At 68.7% G+C, this 25,712-nt stretch carries 21 protein-coding genes; 10 read left to right on the forward strand and 11 right to left on the reverse strand.

Features of this window, described 5'->3' with window-relative positions:
- Positions 1 to 69 precede the first annotated feature (69 nt).
- A protein-coding gene (locus tag BM142_RS15190) for an IS3 family transposase (protein WP_092200931.1) occupies positions 70 to 1,247 on the forward strand; the annotation gives its coding sequence in 2 pieces (ribosomal slippage) (positions 70 to 354 and positions 357 to 1,247; 1,176 coding nt in all).
- Between the two features lie 412 nt (positions 1,248 to 1,659).
- Entirely contained in the window at positions 1,660 to 1,800 is a 141-nt protein-coding gene (locus BM142_RS24590) for a hypothetical protein (protein WP_175527295.1), read from the forward strand.
- A gap of 106 nt (positions 1,801 to 1,906) precedes the next feature.
- On the opposite strand, the gene BM142_RS15200 is transcribed toward BM142_RS24590, so the two are convergent.
- The 4 genes from BM142_RS15200 to BM142_RS15215 all read right to left on the reverse strand — a co-directional run bounded on the left by BM142_RS15200 (position 1,907) and on the right by BM142_RS15215 (position 4,174).
- Positions 1,907 to 2,137 (reverse strand): hypothetical protein, encoded by a 231-nt coding sequence (locus BM142_RS15200; protein ID WP_254790996.1) that lies wholly within the window; start codon positions 2,135 to 2,137, stop codon positions 1,907 to 1,909.
- Between the two features lie 193 nt (positions 2,138 to 2,330).
- A complete protein-coding gene (locus BM142_RS15205) occupies positions 2,331 to 2,699 on the reverse strand; it encodes a type II toxin-antitoxin system death-on-curing family toxin (protein ID WP_092200543.1) in 369 nt (122 codons plus the stop codon).
- A complete protein-coding gene (locus BM142_RS15210; protein ID WP_217640739.1) occupies positions 2,696 to 3,250 on the reverse strand; it encodes a Panacea domain-containing protein in 555 nt (184 codons plus the stop codon). Before BM142_RS15210 ends, BM142_RS15205 begins: the two co-directional genes overlap by 4 nt.
- Before the next feature lie 372 nt (positions 3,251 to 3,622).
- Complete coding sequence (locus BM142_RS15215; protein ID WP_139228896.1) at positions 3,623 to 4,174, reverse strand: GIY-YIG nuclease family protein; 552 nt, start codon at positions 4,172 to 4,174, stop codon at positions 3,623 to 3,625.
- A gap of 331 nt (positions 4,175 to 4,505) precedes the next feature.
- Between BM142_RS15215 and BM142_RS15220 the strand changes: the two genes are divergently transcribed.
- From BM142_RS15220 to BM142_RS15230, 3 genes are all read left to right on the forward strand, one after another.
- The gene (locus tag BM142_RS15220; protein WP_139228897.1) at positions 4,506 to 4,997 is read left to right on the forward strand and encodes a hypothetical protein; all 492 of its coding nucleotides are present in this window, start codon (positions 4,506 to 4,508) and stop codon (positions 4,995 to 4,997) included.
- 78 nt (positions 4,998 to 5,075) lie between these two features.
- Positions 5,076 to 5,888 carry a hypothetical protein gene (locus BM142_RS15225; RefSeq protein ID WP_092200554.1) on the forward strand — a complete coding sequence of 271 codons (813 nt, stop codon included), beginning with the start codon at positions 5,076 to 5,078 and terminating at the stop codon, positions 5,886 to 5,888.
- 499 nt (positions 5,889 to 6,387) lie between these two features.
- The gene (locus BM142_RS15230) at positions 6,388 to 6,864 is read left to right on the forward strand and encodes a hypothetical protein (protein WP_092200556.1); all 477 of its coding nucleotides are present in this window, start codon (positions 6,388 to 6,390) and stop codon (positions 6,862 to 6,864) included.
- A gap of 579 nt (positions 6,865 to 7,443) precedes the next feature.
- Here the strand turns inward: BM142_RS15230 and BM142_RS15235 are convergent.
- The 4 genes from BM142_RS15235 to BM142_RS15250 all read right to left on the reverse strand — a co-directional run bounded on the left by BM142_RS15235 (position 7,444) and on the right by BM142_RS15250 (position 15,967).
- Positions 7,444 to 9,150, reverse strand: a complete 1,707-nt coding sequence (locus tag BM142_RS15235) for a UvrD-helicase domain-containing protein (protein ID WP_092200558.1) — start codon at positions 9,148 to 9,150, stop codon at positions 7,444 to 7,446.
- Positions 9,140 to 11,032, reverse strand: coding sequence for an ATP-dependent nuclease (locus tag BM142_RS15240; protein ID WP_092200561.1), 1,893 nt, complete (start codon positions 11,030 to 11,032; stop codon positions 9,140 to 9,142). Before BM142_RS15240 ends, BM142_RS15235 begins: the two co-directional genes overlap by 11 nt.
- 151 nt (positions 11,033 to 11,183) lie before the next feature.
- Positions 11,184 to 14,258 carry a DNA methyltransferase gene (locus tag BM142_RS15245; RefSeq protein WP_092200564.1) on the reverse strand — a complete coding sequence of 1,025 codons (3,075 nt, stop codon included), beginning with the start codon at positions 14,256 to 14,258 and terminating at the stop codon, positions 11,184 to 11,186.
- Between the two features lie 128 nt (positions 14,259 to 14,386).
- On the reverse strand, positions 14,387 to 15,967 hold the full coding sequence (locus BM142_RS15250; RefSeq protein ID WP_092200567.1) for a helix-turn-helix domain-containing protein: 1,581 nt from the start codon (positions 15,965 to 15,967) through the stop codon (positions 14,387 to 14,389).
- Between the two features lie 223 nt (positions 15,968 to 16,190).
- Here BM142_RS15250 and BM142_RS15255 point away from each other — a divergent pair, with 223 nt between their 5' ends.
- The 4 genes from BM142_RS15255 (at position 16,191) to BM142_RS15270 (ending at position 22,471) form a co-directional block, all read left to right on the forward strand.
- Positions 16,191 to 16,631 (forward strand): hypothetical protein, encoded by a 441-nt coding sequence (locus BM142_RS15255; RefSeq protein WP_139228898.1) that lies wholly within the window; start codon positions 16,191 to 16,193, stop codon positions 16,629 to 16,631.
- 608 nt (positions 16,632 to 17,239) lie between these two features.
- A complete protein-coding gene (gene mobF, locus BM142_RS15260) occupies positions 17,240 to 20,866 on the forward strand; it encodes a MobF family relaxase (RefSeq protein ID WP_092200573.1) in 3,627 nt (1,208 codons plus the stop codon).
- Positions 20,867 to 21,028: 162 nt separating this feature from the next.
- Positions 21,029 to 21,244, forward strand: coding sequence for a helix-turn-helix transcriptional regulator (locus BM142_RS15265; protein WP_092200934.1), 216 nt, complete (start codon positions 21,029 to 21,031; stop codon positions 21,242 to 21,244).
- A 120-nt stretch (positions 21,245 to 21,364) separates the two neighbouring features.
- On the forward strand, positions 21,365 to 22,471 hold the full coding sequence (locus BM142_RS15270; RefSeq protein WP_092200576.1) for a tyrosine-type recombinase/integrase: 1,107 nt from the start codon (positions 21,365 to 21,367) through the stop codon (positions 22,469 to 22,471).
- On the opposite strand, the gene BM142_RS15275 is transcribed toward BM142_RS15270, so the two are convergent.
- Together BM142_RS15275 and BM142_RS15280 are read right to left on the reverse strand one after the other, a co-directional pair.
- Positions 22,445 to 22,768, reverse strand: coding sequence for a hypothetical protein (locus BM142_RS15275; RefSeq protein WP_254790997.1), 324 nt, complete (start codon positions 22,766 to 22,768; stop codon positions 22,445 to 22,447). The two genes, BM142_RS15270 and BM142_RS15275, sit on opposite strands and share 27 nt — an antisense overlap.
- Positions 22,769 to 22,897: 129 nt before the next feature.
- Positions 22,898 to 23,809 (reverse strand): AraC family transcriptional regulator, encoded by a 912-nt coding sequence (locus tag BM142_RS15280; RefSeq protein ID WP_092200580.1) that lies wholly within the window; start codon positions 23,807 to 23,809, stop codon positions 22,898 to 22,900.
- A 137-nt stretch (positions 23,810 to 23,946) separates the two neighbouring features.
- Here BM142_RS15280 and BM142_RS15285 point away from each other — a divergent pair, with 137 nt between their 5' ends.
- Positions 23,947 to 24,624: a class I SAM-dependent methyltransferase gene (locus BM142_RS15285; protein ID WP_092200583.1), complete on the forward strand. Its 678-nt coding sequence runs from the start codon at positions 23,947 to 23,949 to the stop codon at positions 24,622 to 24,624.
- A gap of 128 nt (positions 24,625 to 24,752) precedes the next feature.
- On the opposite strand, the gene BM142_RS15290 is transcribed toward BM142_RS15285, so the two are convergent.
- Positions 24,753 to 25,706, reverse strand: a complete 954-nt coding sequence (locus tag BM142_RS15290; protein ID WP_092200586.1) for an NAD(P)-dependent alcohol dehydrogenase — start codon at positions 25,704 to 25,706, stop codon at positions 24,753 to 24,755.
- Positions 25,707 to 25,712: the final 6 nt, after the last annotated feature.

The raw sequence follows: 25,712 nt of genomic DNA on the forward strand, positions 1-25,712 counted from the left end.
GGGACTGCTGCGCGAGTAGGTGACATCTGATCTGTGGTGCCGACAGGTGCCGCTGGAAGGATGTTCACCGTGCCCAAGCCCTACCCCAAGGAGTTCCGCGACGACGTCGTGAACGTCGCTCGCAACCGTGAGCCGGGCCAGCACCTGAAGCAGATCGCGGCGGACTTCGGGATCAGCGAGTCGTGCCTGACGAACTGGATGAAGGCCGCTGACGTCGAAGAAGGGGTCAAGCCCGGGACCACCGCGGCGGAGAACGCCGATCTGCGGGAGGCCCGCAAGCGGATCCGGCTGCTCGAGCAGGAGAACGAGGTCCTGCGCCGGGCTGCGGCCTATCTGTCCCAGGCGAACCTGCCGGGAAAATGATCTACCCGCTCGTCCGTGAGCTCGCCGTCGACGGGATCGCCGTGACGGTGACGTGCCGGGTTCTGAAGATCGCCCGCCAGCCCTACTACCGGTGGCTGGCCGCCCCGGTCACGGCCCGCGAACTGGTAGCGGCCTACCGGGCCAACGCGCTGTTCGACGCCCACCGGGACGACCCGGAGTTCGGCTACCGGCTGCTCGTCGACGAGGCTGCGGCGAACGGGCAGCTGATGGCGACGCGCACCGCGTGGGCGATCTGTGCGGATAACCGCTGGTGGAGCGCGTTCGGCAAGCCCCGGCGGGGCAAGGGTGGTCGTCCCGGGCCGCCGGTGCACGACGACCGGGTCAACCGGGTGTTCACCGCCGAGGCGCCCAATGCCGTGTGGTTGACCGACATCACCGAGCACCGCACCGCCGAGGGCAAGCTCTACTTGTGCGCGATCAAGGACGTGCACTCCAACCGGATCATCGGCTACTCCATCGACTCGCGGATGAAGTCCCGGCTCGCGGTCACCGCGCTCGACAACGCCGTCGCCCGGCGCCATGCCGACGGCGCCGATGTGGCCGGCTGCATCGTGCATTCGGACCGCGGATCCCAGTTCCGCAGCCGGAAATTCGTGCACGCCCTGAACCGTCATCGGCTGTCGGGATCGATGGGGCGAGTCGGCGCGGCCGGCGACAACGCGGCCATGGAGTCATTCTTCGCGTTGCTGCAGAAGAACGTGCTCGACCGCCGACACTGGCGCACCCGACAGGAGCTGCGGATCGCGATCGTCACCTGGGTCGAACGGACTTATCACCGCCGGCGCCGTCAGGACGCCCTCGGTCGACTCACGCCCATCGAGTACGAGACCATCACACCCACACTGGCCGCTCAGGCCGCGTGACCCAACCTGTCACCGATCCGCGCAGCAGTCCCCAATGAGCGTTGGTCCGCCTCGGCGGCGGTCTTCCCCGTGTCCTCATTGCTCCTGATCCCGGCAGCCGGCGGCATGCTGCACTTTGCTGCGAGCCCGCGGCGCCGCGCGGCCACACCGGAGCCGCCTTCCTCGTGCTAGGCGCCTTCGGTCACATGGGCTACGCGACGTGGCAGCCGACGCTCGCCGCCGTGCCGCACCAGCCGCACCGCGCGGCCATGGTGGAGTTCCTCGGCCGTGCGTCACCAATTGCCGACGTCCTTCCACCCCTGCTGCTGTCGGTTATTTCGGGCGCCGTCCTGCTCATCGTCGGGCTCTGGCGAGCCGGGCACGTGCCGACGTGGGGTGCTGGGCCTGACGACCCCTGGCAGTGGTGTTCCAGATGACCGCCGAGACGCTAGGCTGGCAAGGGAAGGTGGTGCCGGTCGTCAGCTGGACGGCTATGGCCGTCGTGTTCGGTCTCGTCGGCGTCCGGGTGCTGCGCATGAGCCGCGCCGAGTGGGCGTCGCAAGGTCGCGACTGATCTTCGGCCGGGGACTCCTTGGTCCGCACGGAGTCCGCAGATAGTCCGCAGGACATCCACATCTCACCGTCGACGGCCAACGCATTCCCACACCAATACGCCCAGTTCAAGACGCGTGTTGCGTGGATCTCAACAGGTCAGCGACTCCTGCCAGAATCATGTCGGGGATGACGACGTGCAGCCGGGAGCCGTCGGGCATCGTGGCGTCGACGAACGGTGTCGACATGTCGATCCGTCGACCCGAGGTGCGCAGCATCCGCTCGACCAGGTCGGCCAGCTCCCCCGGCGCCAGGATCGTGGTGGTCAGCTCCGACCGGCCCCGGCGGGCGATGAACACCCGGCCGGGCTCGTTGACCCAGAACTACTTCCCGATGTTTGACCATCTACGGTTGTCGATGGAAAACGCCGCTGAGCTGGGCTTTCGCCGTTTGCCTTTGCTAGCCGGTGAGTGTCGCGATTGGCCGTCTTGCGGACTAGCTGCGGACTGGCTGCGGACCGAGATCGCATGATCGGCGGACGACGGAGGGCCGCTACAGGACCCGTGCGGCCAGCCATAGTGCGGCGGTTCGTGCGTCCTCTTGGTGCTCGACGAGCGCGATGACAAAGGGGCCCGCCGCGTCTTCGTCCCTCTCGATCTCGACGCCGTTGAGTTCGAGGAACGCCAGGCATGTCGTCCAGGCCGTCCGCTTGTTCCCGTCCTTGAAGGCGTGCGCGGCGGCCAGGCCGTGCAGGAGTGCGCCGGCCTTCTCGAGGAGGGTGGGGTATGCGTCGTTGCCAAAGGCGCTCTGAAAGGGGCGATTGAGCGCCGAGTCGAGACCGTCCGAGTCCCGGACGACGCAATCCCCAGTGATTCGCTGATTGATCAGCAGGACCGCCTCATAGGAGAGGCGGCGGGTCATCTAACGGCCAGCCAGTCCAGGGTCCGGCGCCACTTCTTCATTTGGTGGCCGGCTGCCTCCAATGCCTCGTCCAGGGACGCCTCCGTCACCTCGGCGGCAGGACGTCGCGGCCCCTCGCCCATCACCTGCTGTGCGGTGTAGAACCGCCGCATGGCCCGGTGCGGGATCGGGGCCCTCGACGACGCCCCGGCTGGCAGTGACCCACGGGCGTCCCGCCATGGCTGCTCTTCGTGACTCAGCCGGCGTAGTGCGGCTGCGTCCCGCCCGCCGTAGAAGTCGATCACCGCGTCGATCTTGTCGCGGTCCACAGCGGTTACCCGCGCAGGGTCACCGCCAGGGATGACCGACATGAGGCGCTGGCCGGCGTGCTTGCTGTAGAGGCGGGGGACGACGGGCCCGTGCTCCCATGCCTGGATCTCGTCGGCGAACAGCGGCTGCCCGTCCCACGCCAGGCTCCACGCCTGGGCGTAGTACACGAGCTTCTCCAGCTCGATGCCCGTGAGACCGTGCTGGCGCTGAAGGATGTAGGAGGCGACGTCCAGAGCGCTCAAGCGCCTCATCGTCGACCCCTCCTTCGTCGGTTATCCACAGCCCGGCGGGCGGTTATCCACAAGTTGCTAACCGAGTGTACCGACCCTTGGGGACAATTCACCTATCAAGTTCGCAACTCCCGGCGCGCCGAACTCGCCAGCCGTCGTGCCCCGCAGCGGCCCATTGATGACACTTCGGGTTGCAGCCGCCAGGGGGGTGGCGACGGCACCAGGTCTTAAGAACGCTGGAGGGCGGCGAGGAGTCGCGCCGTTGACCAGGATATTCGACCTTGAACTGTGGAAACAGTGCAGTTCGCTGGTCGGGGGGCCGCTTGATCACCCTCCGGTCGCGGCAGTCCGTTGGGCAAATCGTTGGGTAGAACGCGGCTGGGCTCAGTTCGGCGCCTGCGGTCGAGGTCCCGCCGACGCCCGGTACGCGGCGCGCGCGGTGGCGATCATGGAGTGCAGCGGATGGGCCTTGTTGTGCACCTGATTGAGCGGCGGTGCCAGCTCCTTGATGACCGCAGACTCGACGTCGTCAGGTTTCGGGTGCTCGGCCCACGTGACGCACAGGTGCTCTCGCATCCAGACCGTCAGCCGGTCCTCATCCGCGTCGACGGGAACGACGCGCGTCCGGGTCCAACGGGTGGTGTAACCCTCGGAGGCCATGAGCAGCGCTACGAGAGCGCGGCGCAGAGTCGAGGAACCGGTCGGACCTCCGAAGTGGTTGCCACCCACCCTGGCCCGCAGGTTGCGAGCTAGTCCGATGTAAAGCAGTTCAAGCCCGTCCACGGAAGGGTGCGCGGGGCCTGACACGCGCGGCAGCAGCCCCAGCGGCGCCCACCAGGCGTAAAGGCCCGGCGCGCGAGGCAACTCGCCCTGCGCCTGTTCGGCGTTGGCGGGTCGGCCGGACAGCGCCTTGGCAACCGTCAGTGCGTCCGTCACGCCCACCAGCCTTACACCGAGAACGGACGCCTGCGTCACAAATGTCGTAGGCGCGTGGCGTACTGGCGGCGTGGAGATGACGCCTCTCTGGCAGGTCGCTCGCGACTGCGGTGTCCACCGCAACGACGCTCTCGCCGCCTGTAGGCACTTGGGCATCCCCGCCACTCGCGTCGGCGCGCTCCTCCGGCCGGATCAGGTCAAGCAGCTGCGGGATCACTTCAAGCCGAGGACGAACAATCGCGGACGGGCTTCCTCCGGGTTTCCATTGCGACCTCAGGGCCTCGCTCCCGTTCCGATCTCCGCTCCACACCTGCGACCGAGAGACGCCGCGATGTACAACGTGTCCGAGGTTACTGACGTGCCGCCGATAGACCGTGGCTGTGCGTGCTGCGGAATGCGGTTCCCGCGCCCGCCCGACGACAACGAGACGCAGCACTGTCCCCGTTGTCAGCTTCACTTCCCGGTCGCCAGCGAAGCGCCCGAACGCGAGCTGGCGCGCCTGCGTGACCACGACCAGCGTCTACGTCCGGGTTACGCCGCCGCCTGGAACTTCCAGAGCCAGTACCAGGACCGCATGAAGAGCGCGCTGCGCTCCCGGGATAATTGGAAGGCCGCTCTCGCCGAGGTGCTACTAGCACATGAGGAGGCAGCGGATGGGAGCTGCAAAATCTGCCACGAGAAAGAATTTCCGTGCAGCACCTGGCGCAAGCTGGAGCGGGTGAACCGAGGCATCCATCGCGAAGTGGAAACACTCGCGGCGCTCGACGACGACGAACTGAGCCGCGAGCTGTACGGCGATGGCGGCGACTACAGGTCCGCTTAGTCTAAGAGTGACGGATCTGGACCAACGCAGGAGAGCGGGAGGGGCGGTTCCGCTCGAGGGTTCGGGACGATGACTGGCGTGACGAGCATCTTTCTGGCGCCGGGCGCGCAGTTGCGCCTCGTCTTCGACGAGATCGGGGTTGAAGCTGGGCCAGGTGCTCACCGCCTCGCCCTGCGCTACCAGGCGACCCCAGTAGGGTTGCCGCCGGGATCGGTGGCGTTGATCTCGGGCGCGGTACGGCTGCAGCACACGCTTAGTTGGATCGGGGCGCTGCAGGCCGATCAGCCACTGCTCATCAGCGCCGCAGGGGTCTATCCGCGCTCGGTGCTGCTCGGCACCACGATCAGCGACCCGCAGCTGGCCGGCATCGAAGCCGACCGCAACGGAAGTGACCTGGAACTGCTCATCGATCTGAAGGTCACCCTCGTCGGCGCCGCGTCCATGGACTACCCAGCCAGCGACGCCCAGGACTGGGTCCGCATTCGAGGTCCGATCTGGGCCGCCCACGCCGAGCGGCTCGGCGCCCTGGTCACCGTGCCTTTGATGGTGCCGCTGCCGCTTGGCGATCCGGACAGCCTGCGCGCGCAGGCCGGTCGCCGGCTGCAATCAGCCGTGCGGGCGCTGGCCGACGGACGAGCCGAGGATGCGGTGCGCGACGCTCGGCTCGCTCTCGACCTCTACGACCGGCTCGACCCACCTGCCGCCCACGACGACCAGCGCGCCCCGCGGCAACGGGACCTGGCGCAACGGTTCGCAGTGCTGCGCAACGCGGTGCACTCTCTCGCCAGCGGCGCTCACCACGACGACGCGGTTACCGCCGACTTCCGCTATGACCGCCGCGACGCCTCCGTCATCGTCACCTGTGTCGCCGCCCTGCTGCAGAGGCACTGACCTGCGAGGGCTCCCGACCCGAGATCATGAGACGGCCTCGGTCGCCCGCACGCTGTCTCCAATTGTCCGGAGGTACCTCCCGTGACCGACATGAGGCTGTCGACGGCGTCCGGTCCTGTCGACGTGGCAGGAGCATCCTTCGGGCCACGCTGCGCGTGGCGCTGGCTGCGCCTTCGTCACCGACCGCCTCCGGCGGACTGCCTGTTGATCCGCCGACCCGTCCGGCAGCTCAGCCTAGGGGCCTCCCGCGCCGCCTCCTCCCGACCGGACCAAGATCCTTCCGCCCTTCGGGCGCTCTGCTGCGGAAGCAGTCTTGGTCCGGTCGTCCCCCGCCGTCGCTCCCGGCCCCTGAGCAGAGCTCTGTGCCGGACGGGCCGGAGGAATGGGTGGCCAGGACACCACTCGGAACCGCTGGCATCCCGGGAGACGGCTGCGGCTGGCATCCCCACCGAGTTCGCGTCCAGACCCCTCCGCCGCAGCGGTGAAAAGGCGAACCGCCATGATGTTCGAGCCGCGCGCCGCCGACCTCGACCTAGTCGATGTCGAGAATGCCCTAGTGCGGGCCGCCGTCGGTGACCCCGCCGACGAGGCAGCGGTCCTCCTGCTCATCAACTTCGGGCACTGGCTGCCGCAACTGCAATCCGCTGGCCTGATCAACCCCGAACCGGACGCCGACGGGCTGTGGGCGCGGATCGACTGGCCCGAACTTGATGCGGCGCTCTGCGCCGGGATCCTCGTCGGCGACAGCGGTGAACTGCGGGTCCTGCACTCCGCCGCAAGCATCGCCGACGGTCGGAGCGTCGACCTCGGCGATCTCGCGGGCGGCCTCGACCGCCGAGCTCTCGTCCTCGTGCTCGCCGCCATCACCCACGCCGCCGGCAGCCACGAACACCGCCGCATCAGCTCCGGTGAGAACGGCATCCCGCACCTCGGCGACCGGCTACCGCCGCTGATCGCCTGGCCCGCTCACGATTGAAACGACGACGTCGGCGTACCCCTCGGTTATCAGCGAATCACGTGGACGTTCACTCTCAGGGTCCTCGACCGGGCCTCCCCATGATCGTGATGTCCAAGGCCTCTCGTCGGCGCCGACGTCCTCCATAACACGCCCGAACGGCTTCTGAAGGACCTCGGTGTAGTAGACCGAGTTGATCGTGGCGTCATCGACGATGTCTTGCAGTAACCCGGGTCTTCGTCCAGCCGCCGGTGATCATCGGGATACGACCGGGTAATGGGCCGATAGGAGTGCCCGCACCGGTCCGGTGATGAGGGATTGGCGTCGCCGGACGACGGCGTCGTGGACGACCGCGGCCTAGAGGGCGGGCTCGGCTCAAGAAGGCACTGCGGATCACTGCGAACTTGGCGACTGTGGATTGAGGGGCCAGCCCCTGCAAGGCGCGCAGTATTAGGCGAGGAGAAAGACGATCGACCAGACCTGAGTGGCGTCCACCCCAGGGAGGTGGAGCGGACTCGGGCCCCTTTCCCTCAGGACGGGCCGCACGCCCAGTCTTGCCATTCTCGACGGTCTTCTTGCCCGTCACCGCAAGGACAACCCTCAGTCAATTAGGCCGACGGCGTCCGATGGCCGAACGATGAAGACCCGGTGCCGAGCGCGGGTTATGGCTACCCTGAGAAGGCGCCGAGACTCCGACATCTTCTCGGGCGTCGCACGCTCGGGGAGCCAGACCCCTTGATACCTGTCCTCGACCATGACGACACCGTCGAACTCGCGCCCCTTCGACTTATGCATGCTCATGAGAGTCACTGGGGCCGGCGGCTCGACTCTCCCTTGCAGAACTTCCTCTTCCAAGACACTACGAACGGTAGAAGAAGCGAGCGAGTAGGCGTCCTCTCCGTTCCAGGAGTCCCCGAGCGCCCAAGCCATCGAGTCACTCGCGCGTCCGACTTTGATGAAGCGAGCAGCCTTGCCTACCTCATTTAGCTCCTGAGAGCCGCTGAACAAGGACCGCACCTTCATCCAGTCTATGACTGGACTCCCGCGCAATCGATAGCCGTTGTCATAGACGGCGCTCAGAATCTTCGCGGACTTTGCCGCCGGCCGCGCCCCTCGCTGCAGGGCGTCTACAGACCGATCCAGAGTCTCGGCAGCGCCCTTGGCTCCTAGTACGCCGTTCGCATACTTCGCCCGGTAAAAGCCGGCCATGTGCGAAAGAGTCAGGCAGATCGCCGGAAGGCGGTCGAGCCGCGGCCACTCAAGAAGGGAGGCGACCGCGACACCTGCCGCAGCCGACAGAGCGGCGTCCCACTGTAGGTCATGAGGAATCGGAGGAAGAACTCCGTTGGACGTCGGGACCGCAAACAGGATCTTGTCAGAGATGCGGTTGACAATGCCGTTCGTACTCGCCAGAACCGCGACAGTACCGGCCGAGATCCCAGCGTCCACGAGTTCCTTCCGGAGTGAGACTGTTACGGCGTGGGCGGCATATTCTACCGGGATATGGGAGGCGTAGTTGAAGTGCTTCACTCCGGGGATCGAGTGTTCGTCGATGGGGCGATTCCGGAGTACGGCGTTCGCATAGTCAAGAATACCGCCAATGGGACTACGGAAGTTCTCTGCCGACAGATCGAAGCGGATTGGACTCAGGGCCGCGATGGCCCGGGGGATGCGTTCAGGGACGACACCCTCGATATGATCGAAGATTCGTTGGTCGGGGTCTGCGAGGAGGATGACCGTCGATTCAACCGCAAGAGCCTCTATGACGCGCCACTGGTCTTCATTGGTGTCCTGAAACTCATCAACTATAACGATCGGGTAGGTGTCGCTGTACAGGGACCGCGTAGCTCGTGAGCGAGCGAAGAGGTCAGCTACGCCGCTCGCAAGAAGGTCGAACACATACAGCCCCTCGCGGGTAGCCAACCTGAGCTTTTCCGCAGCCCAATCGCTCCCGGTGTGGACGGCCCTCAACTGCAGCTCCTGAGCGGGAGATATGAATTGGATCGACCTCCCGCTCAAACTACGGCCGTGGGTACGAAGGATTTCCAGGAAGAAGGAGTGAAAGGTTCGCACCTCGACGCGCTCGCTCTGTGCATGGGTGAGGACGCCCCCCGCACGGTCGAGTACTTGACGCACTGCAGCCCGTGAGAAGCTAAGAAAAAGAACCTTCTGTTCGAGCTCCAGTGCCGGCAAGGCGCGGCTAGCCTTGACGAGGGCGATGCTTGTTTTTCCGCAACCGGGGCCGCCTTCAATGAGCAGGTGCCCCGCCTCACTCAGGATGCTCCGCCGCTGGTCATCAAGTTCCACTGGCCGCCGCCTTCCCAGCATCTGCGGGGATAAGGCCCTTCATGCGCAGATCCGCGTCGACTGCTAGGAGGAACTCAACAAGCGTGCGAGGTAACTCGGAAACGTCGCTGCAGTGACTGATTAAGGCGGCGGCGTATCCACTATGACCCTTTCGTCCCTTCAGAACATCTTTGAGCTGAGTTCGAACGATCGAGTCGCCTGCTGAGGCGTCGAGCGTTCCGCACGCGCTCGGGTAGTCGTCCCGCTGTTCGGCGTCGGCGAGGAAGCGCCGTTGAGCCGGAATGGCAACTTCCGCCGCAAGTAGTTCCTCAACACCGGTGTAGGGAACCTCGAGGTAGAGGTCGAACGCCCGGCTCATGGCTACAAGGTCGGGCCCCAGCGGCTTCTTTGGCTGATCGTGAATGCCATACACAGGCTTGTTTAGCCCGGCGAATATGGGGGCGAACGTGGGCACGGAAACATCATTCTGTGCGTCGAAGAAGCTTATACCGGCCATGTCCGGATGGTAATACGAGACGGTCTCGTCTACATCCATGGCGTCCGCGATTCTAGGTAGTAGATTCCACTCAGTAGCCCCCTCAACGACAATCACCGCGTTCGCAAGTAGAGCCTCAGCAAACTGTCGCTTATTGTCGGTGTACTTCTTGGCCTTCGTATCGGCCGGCAACGTCACCCGTGTGGCCGCCAGAACTCCACCGGAATCCCGAGAGAGAGCCATGACCTGCCTCGGCTGGAAGCGCTCGATCACGTAAGGCGAGTGGCTCGTGACGATGACCTGCGTCATGTTCCGCATTACAAAGTCCACGAGCCGCCTTTGCGCATGGGGAGGAAGCGCAATCTCCGGCTCCTCCATGGCAAAGATGACGTGCTGATGGCCGCGCAACTCCGCAATGTACGTCAGCAAGGCAAACACCATGAGATTCAATGTTCCGGTGCTCAAGCGATCAAAGGGAACGGCATGAGAGCTGGGCTGCCCAGCTACATGGAGGCGAAGCGTCTCCCGGAGATGTTCGCGAGTCAGGTCAGTCATCAGGATGTCAACCGGGGCCGAAGACGAGCCCAAGCTGATGAACCTTGCCATGCGGCGTTGAAGTTCGTCCCTGACGGTCGCTAGCCCAGAGCCATCGTCGGTTAGGTCGGCCGCTGTAGCCTTGGAAATTATGTCTTCCCAGACGGACGACGAGGCGGTGGCCTCGAGGCGCATGATGGTGTCCACGAGCGAGCCCCGCTGTAGCGAAAGCGCGCGCGAGCCTGTGCGATTCGGCCGGAGGTACAGAAAGCCACAATACTGCTTGTCAGCCCGCGAAAAGCGTGCGAGACCCGCTCCGAGCTCTTCAAAGTCGTCCACTGGCGCGCTCGTGATGGGCTCGGGATGGGCAAAAAAGGTTGCCCCCTCGAAATCGTCGTCCGGCTGATTGTACCGACCAAGGAAGAGGACGGGTAACGCCCATACCGCGGCGTCGTCCTCCGGATCCGTAGGTAGCTCCGCCGTCCGTGATGATTCCGTCTCGGCCGCCTCTGTTACATCCGAGCCGTCAAGATCGGGTGACTCAACGAGGTCGCTGTACGCATTTAGCTCCGCGTCCCAAGGCCTGAGGTGGGATCTGAAACGGCGCCTTGCTTCGCGGCTAAGGTCGGTCAGTATGACCTCGATGCGAACTCGATCGTGGTCACCGCCCACATACTTGCTCGCATAGAAGTCATGTTCGTCGATCACAGGCCGGCGCGACGTCCGCTCGGGGCCCAAGGCGAGGTCGAGGGCTTCGCAGACAGTGGACTTCCCAGCGCTGTTGGTACCGACGAGAAGCGCGTGTCCCTCAAATTTCAACTCGGCAAGTGCAACGCCCCGGAAGTGCTCGATCTTCAGGAATGCGATGCGCATGACAATCCCCCGTGAGTGCGTTGAGTTCGATGTCTTAACTCCGGTTTCGTGTTGCTCCGTGGTTTGTGGGCGAGCCAGGCTCCGACCGTCCGCATTGCGAAGTAAATGTAGGGAAGTACTCGCGGAGCAGCCGCTGGTGGCGCTCGACGGACTACCCCACCCGTCGCCGTCGCGGGACCGCTATCCCCACGCCAGGCAGCGAATCCGCGTTCGTCAGCTTCGCGTACCGCTCGAAAAGCGCGTGCAGCCGCGCCGCGTCACCCACGTACCGGGCCCGGCCGTACGCCGTGTCCACCGCCCGATCCAGCTGTTGATGGGCTCGCACCAACCCCGAGGGCATCGCGAGCGGGTCGTACAGCACCCCCAGCGACGACTCCGGGTGCACTGCCCGCGCGTCCAGCACGCCCTGCGCCGCCTCCATGACCGCCGCGTCCCGCCGGCCACCGTCGTGATCAGGGAACGGGAACGCGTTGTAGACCAGTCCAGGCGCCAAACTGATGTCCGACTTCATCCGTCCGGCGATCGTGCCCACCCACGCCATCCACATCCGCGACTGCAGCACGCCGAACACCCACAGATCCGCGCCTTCGATCGTTATCAGCTTGTTCCCCGCGATGATGTCCGCCTCGAGGAACCCGGCCGGCACGTACGGCCGCCGCTCACTGCTCACCTCCGGCAACGCCAGGTACCGCGAGCTCGGCTGCCGGATCTGGTTGAACAGAGCCGGCGTCGCCGCCTGCTGCTGCACCGCGACCGTCTTCGTATCCAGCCGCGCCTGCCGCACGACCTGCAGCCGCTCACGCAGCACCCGCGACGCCCGCAGGTCACCCGGGTCTGCGTCGACGAGCCACAGGCACCACCGGGGCTCGTCCCACAGGAACTCCGTCGCCTGCCGGTACGGCCGCAGGTACTTCGCCGCGAGAGGGTCCGCCCGCACCTCGTCAATGGCCTCCGGCTCCACGATCAGGCCGCCGCCGTCCCACGGCTTGTTCCCCTGCACGGCCGGAGGGAGCCCGGCGAGCAGCGGTTGCCTCCGCTGCGCGGGAAACACGTTCACGCCGTCGGCCAGGTACCAATTCAGATGCGGGGGCGTGCTGACCTCACCCTCGGACGTCTTCGCCGTCGGGTAGTCGACGAGCAGCTTGCGGCCCGGCTGCTGCCCGTAGGCGAACCCGATGATGACCACGTGCACGTGGGCCTTGCCGCGGGCCTCGCTCGTCCACTCGAACGTGCGGTGCGCGAACAGCAGGTCGAACCCTGCGTCACGGAGCGCCGGCCCAAGCGACCGCGCTTGCTCGCCCTGCGTGATCGAATTCGTCGAAACGAACGCCGCCCGGACCGAGGTGCCCTGCATGTACCCGATCGCCTTCGCGTACCAGCACGCGACGTAGTCCAGTCGCCCCGACCGGCCGACCGTCACCGGTGCCTCAGTGAAGACGAGTCTGTTGTCTTCCTGCTGTTCGGCGGTCATCCACGACATGCCGTGGAACGGCGGATTCCCAAACAGGTACGTTGCCTGCCGCGCCGGCAGCACGTCGTTCCAGTCGACGCGCAGCGCGTTCCCGATCGTGATGTGCGCGCTGTCTCGGATGGGGAACCGCGCGTAGTACTGGCCGAACGCCGCGGACAGTTCGAGGTTCGCCAGGTGGTCGACCAAGTAGATCGCGGTCTCCGCGATGCGTGCGGGGAACTCCTCGATCTCGATGCCGTAGAACTGCCCGACCCGCACCTTCGACTCGATCTGCACGTCGATGGTGAGCTCGGCGGTCGATCCGCGTTCCCGTCCCCGAATCTGCTTGAGGCAGTCCAGTTCGAGTCGGCGGACCTCCCGGTACGCGATGACCAGGAAGTTTCCGCACCCGGCTGCCGGGTCGAACCAGGTCAGCTCGGCGAGCTTGTCGCGGAACCGGCGCAGCGCGGGCAGCGTCGTCGCCGCGTCCAGCTCGGCCCGCAGGTCGTTAAGGAACAGCGGCTCGATCGTGCGGAGGATGTTCTGCTCAGTCGTGTAGTGCGCGCCGAGGTTCCGCCGTTCGGCGGGCTCCATCACGTTTTGGAACAGCGACCCGAAGATGGCGGGGCTGATCTTCGACCAGTCGAACCGCGCCGCCTGCAACAGCCGCTCCCGCATCGTGCGCGTACATGCGGGGATTGGGAGGGTCTCGGCGAACAGGCCGCCATTGATGTACTCGAACCTGGCCAGGTCGTCATCGAGGTTCGTCGAGCGGCGCTCCTTGGGCGTGTCCAACACCTGGAACAGGTGCACGAGCGCCGGCCCGAGGTCGTGCCCGTCGACGGCAGTCTTCAACAGCAGGTAGTCGTAGAAGTGCCCGGTCTCCCACACTTGCGTGTCGTCGGCGAACAGGATGAACACCAGGCGGACCAGCAGCACCCGCAGCGCATGCCCCTCGTAGCCGCTCTCGCGGAGCGCGTCGTGCAGCAGTGCGAGCAGCTCGGTCGCCTTGAGGTTGACGTCCTCTTCGGTCTCGTACTGCGTCATCTCCGCGTCGAGCATCGGGGCGAAGGTGCGCAGCCTGGCCGGGAGGTCCTCGAGGGAGAACTCGACCTCCTCACCGTTGAGCTGGTTGCGGACCCGGAAGCGGGCGAAGTCGGACACGACGACCAGCCGGGGAAGGTGCTCGGCGGGGATGGCTGGCAGGTAGTCCAGCGCCTGTTCCATTGCGGCGGTGAGGTCCGAGCCGCGGCTCTTGTGCTCGGCGGCGACGTAGCCGGGCCAGAACACGTCCATGAACCCACGGCCGCCCGTGGAATGCCGGGTAGACAGGTGCTCAAACACGGCGACGCGGCGGCGGTCGATTCCGAAGATCCCGAACCACTCGTTCCAGAACGAGTCCTTTTCGGCGCGTTCGCGGGTCTCGTCGCGCCACTCGGTGGCGAAGCGGGTTGCGGCCCCGCGCATCTCCTGCCATGAGCGGGTTCGCATGCGGAACTCCTTCGTCCTGTGGGCGGGTTGTCGCCGAGGGTAGATGCCGCCCACATGCACGGGCGCCGGGCTCGCGCGACGAAAAGTTGGCCGCGCGACCGGCGACAGCTCCCCGCAAGCGATAAGGGTGTAGGCGGCAACTTCGACGGAGAGTGCGCGAAGGTCACTCTCTTTTGAGAACGGGATGCCGCAGCCGACGCTGGTGAGCGGCCCCCGGTCGGTCTGCATCTGCGCCGACCATGTCGAGTGGTAGCCGCAGGCGCCGGCCGTCGATGCGCTGCTCACGACCTCATCCTTCCCCGGGTTCCGCAGTGTGGAGGAAGAGACGGCAGTGCGGGCTTCACCAACCGCAAAGCACGGACTTCCGCACCGAGGACCACACCTTGCTGCCGAGCCCAGGACGCCTGAACAGGTCAGCTGCCCTCACCACTCTCGCCCGAGGACCCGGGCTGACGGACTTCAGCGTCCCCACTGCGGGAAGCACTAAGCGACTGCGCGATCCGACGCCAGGCCCGGATCGTCGCAAGCGCCTCCAGCAGCAATGCCAGACCTGCCAAAGCGCTCCGCGGCTGCCAGTCGTCGTTGATGTCCATGCCGGTACCAACCGCCCCTGTCCCAGCGGCGAAGCGCCATCCAGCGGGAAGGTCCACGAAGAGCGGATCGGCTCCCGGCCGGGCCTTCCGCATGGTCACTACCTGTCCTGACCCCACGCGCTGCCGCCGCCGCCACGGGCCCCACACCAGTCGTATCGAACCGACATCGCTCCGCCCACCAGGGGACCTTGCCTGCAGCCAGATGGGCCCGACCCAGTAGTCCGGGAAGGTCATCGCAGTGACCCATCGGGTGCCGCGCCGCCGAGACCTCAGCTCGGCCCCGATGGAGTCGAAGGTTCGCTCGATGCCGACCCTTCCGTCCGCTCGGTACGCCATGTCCAGCCGGGGCAGCCAGTTTTCGGCGCGCGGCAGAGCGCCGAGCCGTTCCACCCTCTCCAGCGCCGCACGGGACAGGGTGGGTAGGCCGTCGTCCATCTCGGAGACTCGTTGCGCCGCCCGATCATGTGAGTAGCCCCGGGCCATCCGCAAGGCTCGCAGCTGCTCGGGGCGCATCGTCAGTTGGCTGATAAGCCGGCCCTCCCGGTCAAACCGCACCTCTCCCGACGAGCCGTGGACGGAGACGTCAGCGCTGTCAAGAGCATGCTCCGGATTGTCGGTGGCCAGCACGACCCCGATGTGCGGTCGGATGAGCTCCCAGCGGACGCCCAGGTCGCGCGCCCAGGACCGGACCTCGCCGAGAGGGTCTCTGAAAAGGCCGCCCGGTACCGGCAATCGACGCCGCGCTTCCTGGTTCGGTTCGTGCAGGTCCTGAGCCATGACTCGCACGATCCCGAGCCGAGAGGACACCTCAGCAGGAACGATGCCGGCGCCAAAATCGGCCCAGGCGGGCGACGTCGTCGAGGCACGCAGTGGCGGGTTGTCCAGGGTGATCGGCAGCTGGATCAGTACGCCGCCAGAGCCGGCAGAGACGGCCGTACGGCCTCGCAGCGGTCCCCACGCGAGATCCACGGTGCAGTCCCAAGCACTACGGATCCAGAGCCACCCGGGCTTGCCGCCAATCCGATAGTTGTGCATCCAGTCGCTTCGAGGCGGTAGGGCATCGCTCGAACCGACGGCCTGCCAGAGATCAACCAGAGCCCCGTCGGCCTGGAGCCTGGCGTCTATACGTGTGACCTTCTCCAGCGGCTCGAAGACGCGCCGCCGACGAGCATTGAGCTCGCCGCGCTCCCATTCGGACAAGGCAGCGTCGCTCATCTTGGCGTGGCGTGCCACCGCGTCGAGTCCGAGCCCGCGGTAGACCCGCCATGCCCTCAGAATCGCTCCGCGTTGCGCGGCAGCAGCAGGGGGCTCCGGTTCCGTTTGCTCCTCGAGCCCGTCGGCACTCGGCTGGTCGCTCATGGTGGCAGCCTGCGTCACCGAGACGGACGTCACCAGCTGCATTTTTCCGGGCTATCGCTCACTTCCCGACGTGTGAGGGCCGTCGGCTGCACGGTTGACCTGTCACAGCCACAGACAGGAGCCGGCCATGCCTCGACCGATCAACGTTGCCAGCCCGATATCGCGCCCCACTCGCGCCGACGACCGAGAAACTGCGTCCTTTCGAACCTCCACGACAGCTCGGCGACACCCACGCCTGTCGTTGTTCATGACCTTGATCGCCGCTGTGTTCCTTCTCGTTGCGCTGGCCTCGCCTGCGGGGGCGACGACGACCCCGGGCGTAAGCGCAACCCCGTACAACAGCGGCGACCACCCGTGGAGCACGGACGGCTGCACCGTGGTCCCCGACAGCGGCATCCACGGCACCTCGTTGTACTACGGGCAGCCGCCGTGGGGCGCCAACATGTGGACAACGGCGTTCTACGACTTCAACCATGCCTGCATCCACCACGACGGGTGCTATGCGGGCCGGTGGGCGAGCAAGGGGACGTGCGACTCCTGGTTCCTCAACGACATGCGCGCCTCCTGCGACGCCATGTACCCCTCGGACTCGCAGGCAGCCGCACGTATCGTCTGTCGGGACAGGGCATGGCAGTACTACGTCGGCGTCACGACGCTCGGCTGGCCCGCGTACTACGCCTCCAGCTCCGCAATCCCAATCGCCTGACGCACGACCGCGCGACCGGGGGCGGGACTGACAAACCCTCCCCCGATCGCGCGCGTTGACCCGATCACCTGGCGGCCGATGCTCGCGGTCGTCGGTGTTGTGCGGCCGGCCGGTGTACTTCAGCTTGGGCTTGATCCCCCGCGAACCGCGCGAGCACCTGCAGTGCCAGGCTGGCCAGACCGGAGTCCACGGCGGGCAGCGTAGGAGCGCGCTCCGTCAGATCCCTCCCGATGAGCACGTGGACGTCAGCGGCTCCGATGACGCGTGGGGGGCGTGCGCACCAGGCCCGACTACGTCGCGGCGCACCATCCGTCGGTAGCTGAGAACCATTGGTGACCCTCGCTGGAGATGATCTAGATCAAGAGGGCAACGCACTCCTGAGCCCGGGCCGCAGAGTTCAGCCTCAATTAGCGCTATTCAACAACTCGATTCACAGTTCTCTAAGAAATCGAGATAGCAGACTCTATCCATCAACGTCCATGCCTTTAACCGGAACGGCACGCATGCTACCTTCGCAGGTAGCTCGGGCCCCGCTTCGCGGGGCCCAGTGGCGTTTTCAGGGGTGACGTGTTGGCCATTATTGGGTGGCGTTGAAAATGCATGGGGGAATGAAGGTGTACGTCGGCGACCCGGCCGCCGCCCGCGCCTATGTGGAGGCCGACCGGGGTCGGGCCGATGACTACTACCTGACCGAGGGCTCCGGGTTCGCCCGCCACTTCACCGCCGCCGACGGGCGCGTGGCCGAACTGGCCCCGCTGACCGGCGACACCTACGAGACCTGGGTCGCCGGCCGCGACCCGGACACCGGCCAGCCGCGGGGGCAGCTGCGCCACGACGCGCGGGCGGTGCGGTTCGTGGAGGTGGTGGTCAACGGCCCGAAGACCTGGTCGCTGGCCGCCGCGCTGCATCCGGACATCGCCGCCGCGTACGAGGCGGCGCAGGACCGCGCGGCCGGGCAGATCGTCGGCTGGCTCGCGCAGCACGCCACCACCCGGGTCGGCCCGCGCGGCGGGCAGGTGCAGGTGCCGGTGGAGGTGCTGGAGGCGGCGACGGTGCGGCACTACACCTCCCGGGCGGAGGATCCGCACTGGCATCTGCACCTGCAGATCCTGTCCCGCGTGTTCGCCGCCGGGAAATGGCGCGGGCTGCACACCGTCGGACTCCGCGACTCGCTCGGGGCGATCAACGGGATCGGGCATGCGGCGATGGCCTGTGACCCGGAGTTGAACGCCGCGTTCGCCGCGCACGGCTACACGAAAGGCGCTACTGGAGAAATACTGGAGCTCGCCGACTATGTCGGCCCGTTCAGCGCGCGGAATGCGCAGATCGCCCGGAATGTGGACCGCTACGAACGGGAATGGGCCACCGCGCACCCCGGTGAACGGCCCGGCCCGGCGCTGCGCCGCGCGTGGGACGCCCGCGCCTGGGCCGACGGCCGCCCGGACAAGGTCACTCCGCAGCCCGGGGTGACCCTCGCCGAGCGCTGGCGGGGGCAGCTGTCCGGGCTCGGCTACCGCGACCCGGCCGGTCCCGTTGACCTGACGCCCACCCCGGTCGGCACCCTCGACCGGGAGGAGCTGGTGCAGCGCGCGTTGACCCGGCTCGCGGCGGGCCGGTCGGCGTGGAACTCCGCGGACGTCCGCGGCGAGGTGGAGCGGCTGATCGCCGCCGTCGGCGTCGTCGCCGGGGCGGCGGTGCGCCTCGAGCTGGCCGAAGACCTGACCGCCCGCGCCATGGCACGCTGCCTGCCGCTGCTGGATCGCGACGGCGTACCCGAGCACATCCGGGCCTGGACGTCGCAGCCGGTCCTCGAGGTTGAGGCCGAGCTGACCGCCCGCCTCGCCGCCCGCGCCACGACCGGCAAACCGGACCCGGACCTGACACCCCCGGTCGACCTCGTGGCCGGCAGCGCGAGGCTGGATGCCGGCCAGGCAGCGGCGGTCGCCGCGCTGGCCGGGTCCCGGCCGCTGGCCGTGGTGGAGGGTGCGGCCGGCGCCGGCAAGACCACCACCCTGGCCGCCACCCGGAGCCTGCTCCAGGACCAGGGGCGCGGGCTGGTAGTGGTGACCCCGACGCTGAAGGCCGCCAAGGTCGCCGCCGCGGAGGTGGGCGGGGCGGCTGGGTCGGCGGCCTGGCTGGCCTACCAGCACGGCTGGCGCTGGAACGACGACGGCGCCTGGACCCGGCTCGCGCCCGGGCAGACCGATCCGGCCACCGGCCGCGTCTACGCCGGCCCGACGGAGGCGGCGCGACTGCTGCCGGGAGATCTGCTGGTTGTCGACGAGGCCGGCATGCTCGACCAGGATACCGCCCGCGCCCTGCTCACCGTCGCCGACGAGTGCCAGGTGCGGGTGGCGCTGCTCGGCGACCGGCACCAGCTCGCCGCGGTCGGCCGCGGCGGGGTCCTCGACCTCGCCGTGCGCCAGGTCGACCCGGCCGCGCACATGACCCTCGACCGGGTGCACCGCTTCACCCGCACCGACCAGGCCGGGCAGACGGTGCCCGACACCGAGTACGCGGACCTGACCCTGGCCATGCGTACCGGCGCCCACCCTGCCGCGGTCTTCGACGCGCTCCTCGCGCGCGGGCAGATCAGGCTGCACCCCGACGCGACCGCCCTGCAGGAGGCGATCGCGGCGGCCGCCGCCGAGCACCACCGCCGGGGCGAACACGTGACGGTGGTGGTGGACACCCGCGAACAGGCCGCCGAGGTGAACGCCGTCATCCGGGAACGGCGGGTCGCCGTCGGCCGGGTCGACGACCAGCGCGTCGCCATCACGGCCGCCGGGCAGCGGATCGGGGCCGGGGACCGGATCGCCACCCGCCGCAACGACCGCGACCTGGGCGTGGCCAACCGCGACACCTGGACCGTCACCGCCGTCGGCCGAAACGGTGAACTGGTTGTCACCCCCGCCGGCCCGGTCACCGGTGACGTTCCCGGCGGTGTCACCCCGGACCCGCAAGGTGTGCGGGTACTGCCCGCCGACTACGTCACCGCGCACGTGGAGCTGGCCTACGCCAGCACGGCCCACGGCGTGCAGGGGGACACGGTCACCGCCGCCCATGTGGTGGTCGGCGAGCACACCGGGGCGGCGTCGGCCTACGTCGGGATGACCCGCGGCCGGGAAACCAACATCGCCCACCTCGTCGCCACCGATGTGAACGATGCGCGGGAGGAGTGGGTCGCCGTGTTCGCCCGCGACCGGGCCGACCTCGGCCCCACGCACGCCGCCCAGCTCGCTGCCGCCGAGGCCGCCCGCTACGCCACACCCCGCCCGCTGGAGGAGGTCCTGGTCGAGCTGCGCGCGGCGTGGACGGCCGAGCAGCGCTCCCTTCAGCGACTCGCCTACTGGGAGCCTCAGCGAGACACCCTGCGCGAGGTCGTCGCGCTCGAAGCCCCGCACGTCGGCGAACTCGCGCACCTCGAAGCCGCCCGTGATCAGACGTGCGTCGCCGCCGAGCATGCCAGACGGTGGGCCGCGGACAGCGGCGCGGCCATCGCCGCCCACGCGGAAAAGGTCCGCGATACCCTGCTCACACGTTGGGGCGGCGAACGCGACGCCGCCCGTCAAGCCGCGCGGATGGTGCTCGACGGCTCCGGTCGGTTCGGCCTCCGGCGCGGCGCGGTGGCCCGCGCCGGCGAGCAGCTCACCGACTGGGCCGACCGGTGGCGGCCCCACGTGCCGTGCCTGCCCACCGACCCGAAGGACCTCGCGCAGGTTGCCGGCTGGTTCGACGACCGCCCCGCCTTGTGGAGGGCGTTCGCCGCCTCCGCCCGCCAAGCCGCCGAACAGGCCCACCCCGAACACGCGCAGCTCTGCGCAGCCGCCGACGCCGCCTGGAACGCGCACGAGCAAGCCCGACACGCCGTCGCCGAGGCCGGCCGACGCCGCGACGAGCGACTCGACCCCTTCGGTCCCGTGGCCTGGACCCCCGACCCGGCCGGCCGGCTCACCAACCTCCAGCGCGACATCGCCACCACCCGCCAGGAGCTGACCGACGCCCGGGCGCGCATCGCGACCCTCACCGCCGAGCCGGCCCTCCTCGCCCAGCCGCCTGACCGGCTCAGCCAGGAACGTGAGGCCTGGCGCACGCGGCGCCCGATCGACCCCGACCAGGGGGCATGGACGAGTCCGTGGCCACCCGGCCCGGTCCCTGCCGTTGCACGCCCAGACGCCGAGCGCCTCGGGCCGTCCCTCGCCGGTGGTGGCGCCGCCCCCGGCGTCGGGAGATGAGGTGCCTCCATCGCTGCCAGGTGACACGTCCGGGGAGCCACTACAGGAGAACAACTGGAGACAGTTACACGACGCTGGCTGTGAGGTGTCACCACCGGGCCCGAAATGGCGCCTTCTGTGGTGAAGGCACCGCCCACCACCGACGACCCCCGGGAGCCAGCCATGCCCGACCCCACCGCCGACCACGAGCCCGAACTGCTCACCATCACCGAGGCTGCGGACGTGCTCCGCGCCCCCGTCGCCACCCTCCGGTACTGGCGACACCTCGGCACCGGGCCGAACAGCTTCCGACTCGGCCGGCGCGTCCTCTACCGCCGCGCCGACCTGCACACCTGGATCGACGCACAGGCAGATCAGGTCAACCGAGGCCGCCCCTGATCAGCCGGTCTGTGCTCGACAGACGGCAGCCAGTCGGGGCTGATGGCCTTTCAGTCGGTGGAGACTCCCAAACTGAAGCGGCAAGGCCCCGGAATTGAAGACGGAGGGAGGCGATGGGCGGTGGCGTCGATCGCGAAGCGGCCTGATGGGACGTATCGGCCGCGGTACCGGGACGAGAACGGCAAGGAGCACGCTCGCCACTTCAAGCGAAAGGCCGACGCTCAGCGGTGGCTCGACGAAGTGACGGCCTCAGTGATCACAGGTAGTTACGTGGATCCGCAAGCCGGCCGGACGACGTTCGACGCGTATTTCCGAGCCTGGGCGGAGCGCCAGGTGTGGGCGCCCATGACTGAGGTGTCGATGGACCTGGCGCGACGCAAGGTCACCTTCGGTTCGGTCCCCATCGCATCGCTGCGGGCCTCGCACCTCGAGACTTGGGTGAAAGCGATGGTGGCCGCCGGCTACGCGCCCAACACGGTGGCCACCCGGGTGAACGCCGTCCGAGCGGTCCTCAAGTCCGCCGTGCGGGATCGGGTCATCGCCGTTGACCCCTCCGCGGGACTCCGGCTTCCAGCCCGGCGGCGCGCGGAGCACGCCATGGAGATTCCGACACCGGGCCAGATACGAGCGCTGGTCGATCGTTCACGCCCCAGCATGCAGGCCTATTTGGGGGTCTGTGCCTTCGCCGGCCTGCGCCTGGGCGAGGCCTCCGGGCTCAATCTGGAGGACGTCGACTTCCTCGGGAGGCGGCTGCACGTGCGCCGGCAGGTGCAGCGTCGCCGGGGTGGCCCTGCCGAACTGCGGCAGCCCAAGTACGGATCGGAGCGGACGATCTATCTGCCCGACCGGCTGGTCGAGATGCTCGCCCGGCATCTCGAGCGCACGGGGACCGCGGCTGAGGGCTGGCTGTTCCACACCGGTGAGGGACGTCCTCTTCCGCCCAGCACGGTCAACTCGTGGTGGCAGTCCACCGTCCGGGCGGCCGGCACGCCGGGGCTGCATCTGCACGGACTTCGGCATTTCTACGCCTCGGGCCTGATCGCCGCGGGCTGCGACGTGGTGACCGTGCAGCGGGCGCTAGGGCACCGGTCGCCGTCGACGACGCTGGACACCTACTCCCACCTATGGCCCTCGGCCGAGGACCGCACTCGGGCGGGCGCGGCCGGTCTCACGGATCTGGTTTTCGCCGCTGCTGCGGACTCACTGCGGACCGAGCACCACGGTTGAGCCGCTGACCTGCGAATTCAGGGGACTGAGTTCGTTGACCCAGATCTCCTCGATCTCCGGATCGTCGAGATAGCGCTGCAGCGGGCCGAACCCGGCCACCCGGTCCAGCACGTCCCGGACCACGGACTCCGGATCACCGATCGGCGGCAGCGCCGAGGTGAGCGAGCGCTCCGAGTAGTCGGCGACCACGTCGCGCACCAGGAGCCGCACGGGCCCGGGGTCGGTGAACGGGTCGAGGCCGCGGCGCCGGATCAGCTCCCGCACTTCGCCGTCGACGACGTCCAGAGCGGTCGGCACGGCACCCCCGTAGTCCCGGTCGGACGGTCGACGAACGAGCCCGGACTGTAAGAGAACGGACCAGTCCGTAGGGCGCCGATCCGGGCACCTGTGGACAACTGGCCCGGATCGGGTGAACGGCGCGCCGCGTCAGTGCTGTGGGCGGGGGGCGCGCCGCCAAGCCTGGGGCGTCGTGCCGTAGGCCGCCCGGAACCGGCGGGTGAGGTAGCCGGCATCCCGGTAGCCGGTCCGGGCCGCGATGGACGCCACCGTGGCGTCGGTCTCGACGAGCAGCCGCCTTGCCTCGGCCAGCCGCCGCTCGGTGATCCACTGCTGCACGGTCCGCCCCGTCCGCCGGCCGACGAGGGTGGTCAGGTGCCCCGGCGACAGGCCGACGGCGGCCGCGACGTCACGCAGCGAGATGGCCTCGGGGAAGCGCCGCTCGATCACGTCGAACACCTCGGCCAGTAGCGGTTCGCCGTCCAGCCGCAGGTGGCCGGGGACGTCGGCGGCCACCCGCGCGAGGTCCACCAGCAGCAGCGTCAACAGCGCCGGCGCGGCCTCGGCGTACCCGTCACCGCGTTCGCGCAGTTCCCCATCGAGCTCGGCGAACCGCGCCGACCAGCGCGGCCGGGCCGCCGCCGGCACCCGCAGCCGCTGCACCCCACCGGAGCGGCGCCCGACGAACGGGAAGAGCAACGGGTGCGCGCGCCAGGACTGCAGCGCCCGCGCCGTGCGTGGGTCGAGGGCGTCGGCCGGGAAGTCGGCCGACCACACGACCGACTCGGCTGCACCGTCCCACTCGGGCGTGACGACCTCACCGGGGGCGACGACGAACGCGTCGCCGTCGCCGACCGACCAGGTGCGCCCGTCGATCTGCAGCCGCCCGCCGCCCCGCTCGGCGTAGGCCAGGACGAGGAAGTCGTGCGCGTGCGCCCGCTCCCGCGTCCAGCCGCCGGCCGGGCGGTGCTGCCCCGCGGTGCGGACGACGTTGATCGACGGCACACCGGGCAACCGGGCGTACCCGTACACCGGCACGCCGTCGACCGACCGCCTGGCCACGGTGTGGAGCTCCGGCCCGCCGTCGGAAGAAAGTCCCAGATCGCCCGAAATCTCGCCATTGTCCGCTCCACCCACGAGAGGAAACGTAGTCCTCGCCACCGGAAGAAGATCCCGACGCACGACGAAAGAGGCCAGCGATGAACGCCATCGAGGACACCCGACGGACCGAGGTCACCGGCCAGGAGCGCGCGTACCTGCCGCCCATGGGCAAGGAGTGGCTGCTCCCGCTGTACGACCCGTTCACCCGGCTGTTCGGCGTGCGCGGCGTGCACCGGCAGCTGCTCGACCAGGCCGCGCTGCGCCCCGGTCAGCGGGTGCTGGAGATCGGCTGCGGCACCGGCACCCTGCTGCTGCTCGCCAAGGAGGGGCAGCCGGGGGTCGCCGCCGTCGGGCTGGACCCCGACCTGAGCGCGCTGGCCCGCGCCCGGCGCAAGGCCCGCCGGCGACAGGTGGAGCTGCAGCTGGACCGCGGCTACGCCGACGCGTTGCCCTACGCCGACGGCAGCGTCGACGTCGTCCTGTCCTCCTTCATGCTGCACCACCTGCCCGCCGGCCAGCGGGAGCAGGCCGCCCGGGAGGTGCACCGGGTGCTGCGCCCGGGCGGCCTGCTGCACGTGGTGGACATGGGCGGTCACGCGCACGCCCACGAGGGAGGGATCGCCCGGAGGGCGCAGCAGGACGAGCGGCTGCAGGCCAACGTCGGTGACGGCATCCCCCGACTGCTGCGCGAGGCCGGCTTCGCCGACGTGGCCGAGGTCGCCTCCGTGGTGCACCGGCGCATCGTCCGGCTCACCTTCGTCCGCGCGACCGCGTGACCACCGTCGGGCTGCTCAGCCCGTCGGCGCCGGAACCCGGGCGAAGAGGACCGGCCGGCCGTGTGCATGGCGAGGGGCGACTGCCTCGGCCACCGGGAGTCAGTCGCGCGGCGGACGCCGAGAAGCGGTCAACCGACCTCGACGACGACCTTGCCGAGGGCCCTCCCCTCCCCCACGTGCGCCAGCGCCGCCGGCACGTCGGCCAGGGCGAACCTGCGGTCGATGTGGACGGCGACGTCCCCGGCGACGCACAGGTCCGCGAGGGGCCCGAAGTGGGCCGGTCCCTCCTTCACCGCGAGCACCCCGAGCCGGCGCCCGGTCAGCCGGCCGGCGAGCTGCCCGACCGTCAGGATGCGCAGCAGCGCGCGCACGGATCCGCCGACGCACCGGTACCGGCCGCCGGGGGCGAGCGCGCGCCGGTAGGCGAACACCGACCGGTGCGCCACCAGGTCCAGGATCTCGTCGTAGGGCCCGCGGCGGGTGAAGTCCTCCGCGCGGTAGTCGAATACCTCGTCGGCGCCCAGCGAGCGCATGAACTCCAGCTTCGCGGCGTTGTCCACCGCGGTCACGTGCGCGCCCGCCCGCTTCGCCAGCTGGATCGCGAACGACCCCGACCCACCGCCGGCCCCGTTGATCAGGAACCGCCGTCCCTCGGCCGCGGCGGCGGTGCCCTGCAGCGCGATGGCGCCGGCCTGCGGGATGGTGGCGGCCGCGGCGAACGTCAGCCCGGCCGGCTTCGGCGCGAGAGCCGTCTCGGGGGCGACGGCGTACTCGGCGAAGCCACCCATCAGCGCGAGGTTGTCGCCGTACACCTCCTCGCCCGGGCGGAACCGGGTGACCCCGTCGCCGACTGCCTCGACCGTGCCCGCGATGTCCGACCCGAGGATGTGGCGCGACGGCCGGAGCAGCCCGCCGAGCCGGGCGTACGCCGGCGACCCGGTCAGGCCCTCCCAGTCACTGAGGTTGACCGACGTCGCGACCACCCGCACCAGCACCTGCCCGGCGGCCGGGGAGGGCACCGGGACGTCGTCCAGCCGCAGGACCTCCGGCGACCCGTACCGGTCGTACACGACCGCCTTCATCCCTCG

The sequence above is a fragment of the Blastococcus tunisiensis genome (assembly GCF_900112815.1).
GTDB lineage: Bacteria > Actinomycetota > Actinomycetes > Mycobacteriales > Geodermatophilaceae > Blastococcus_B > Blastococcus_B tunisiensis.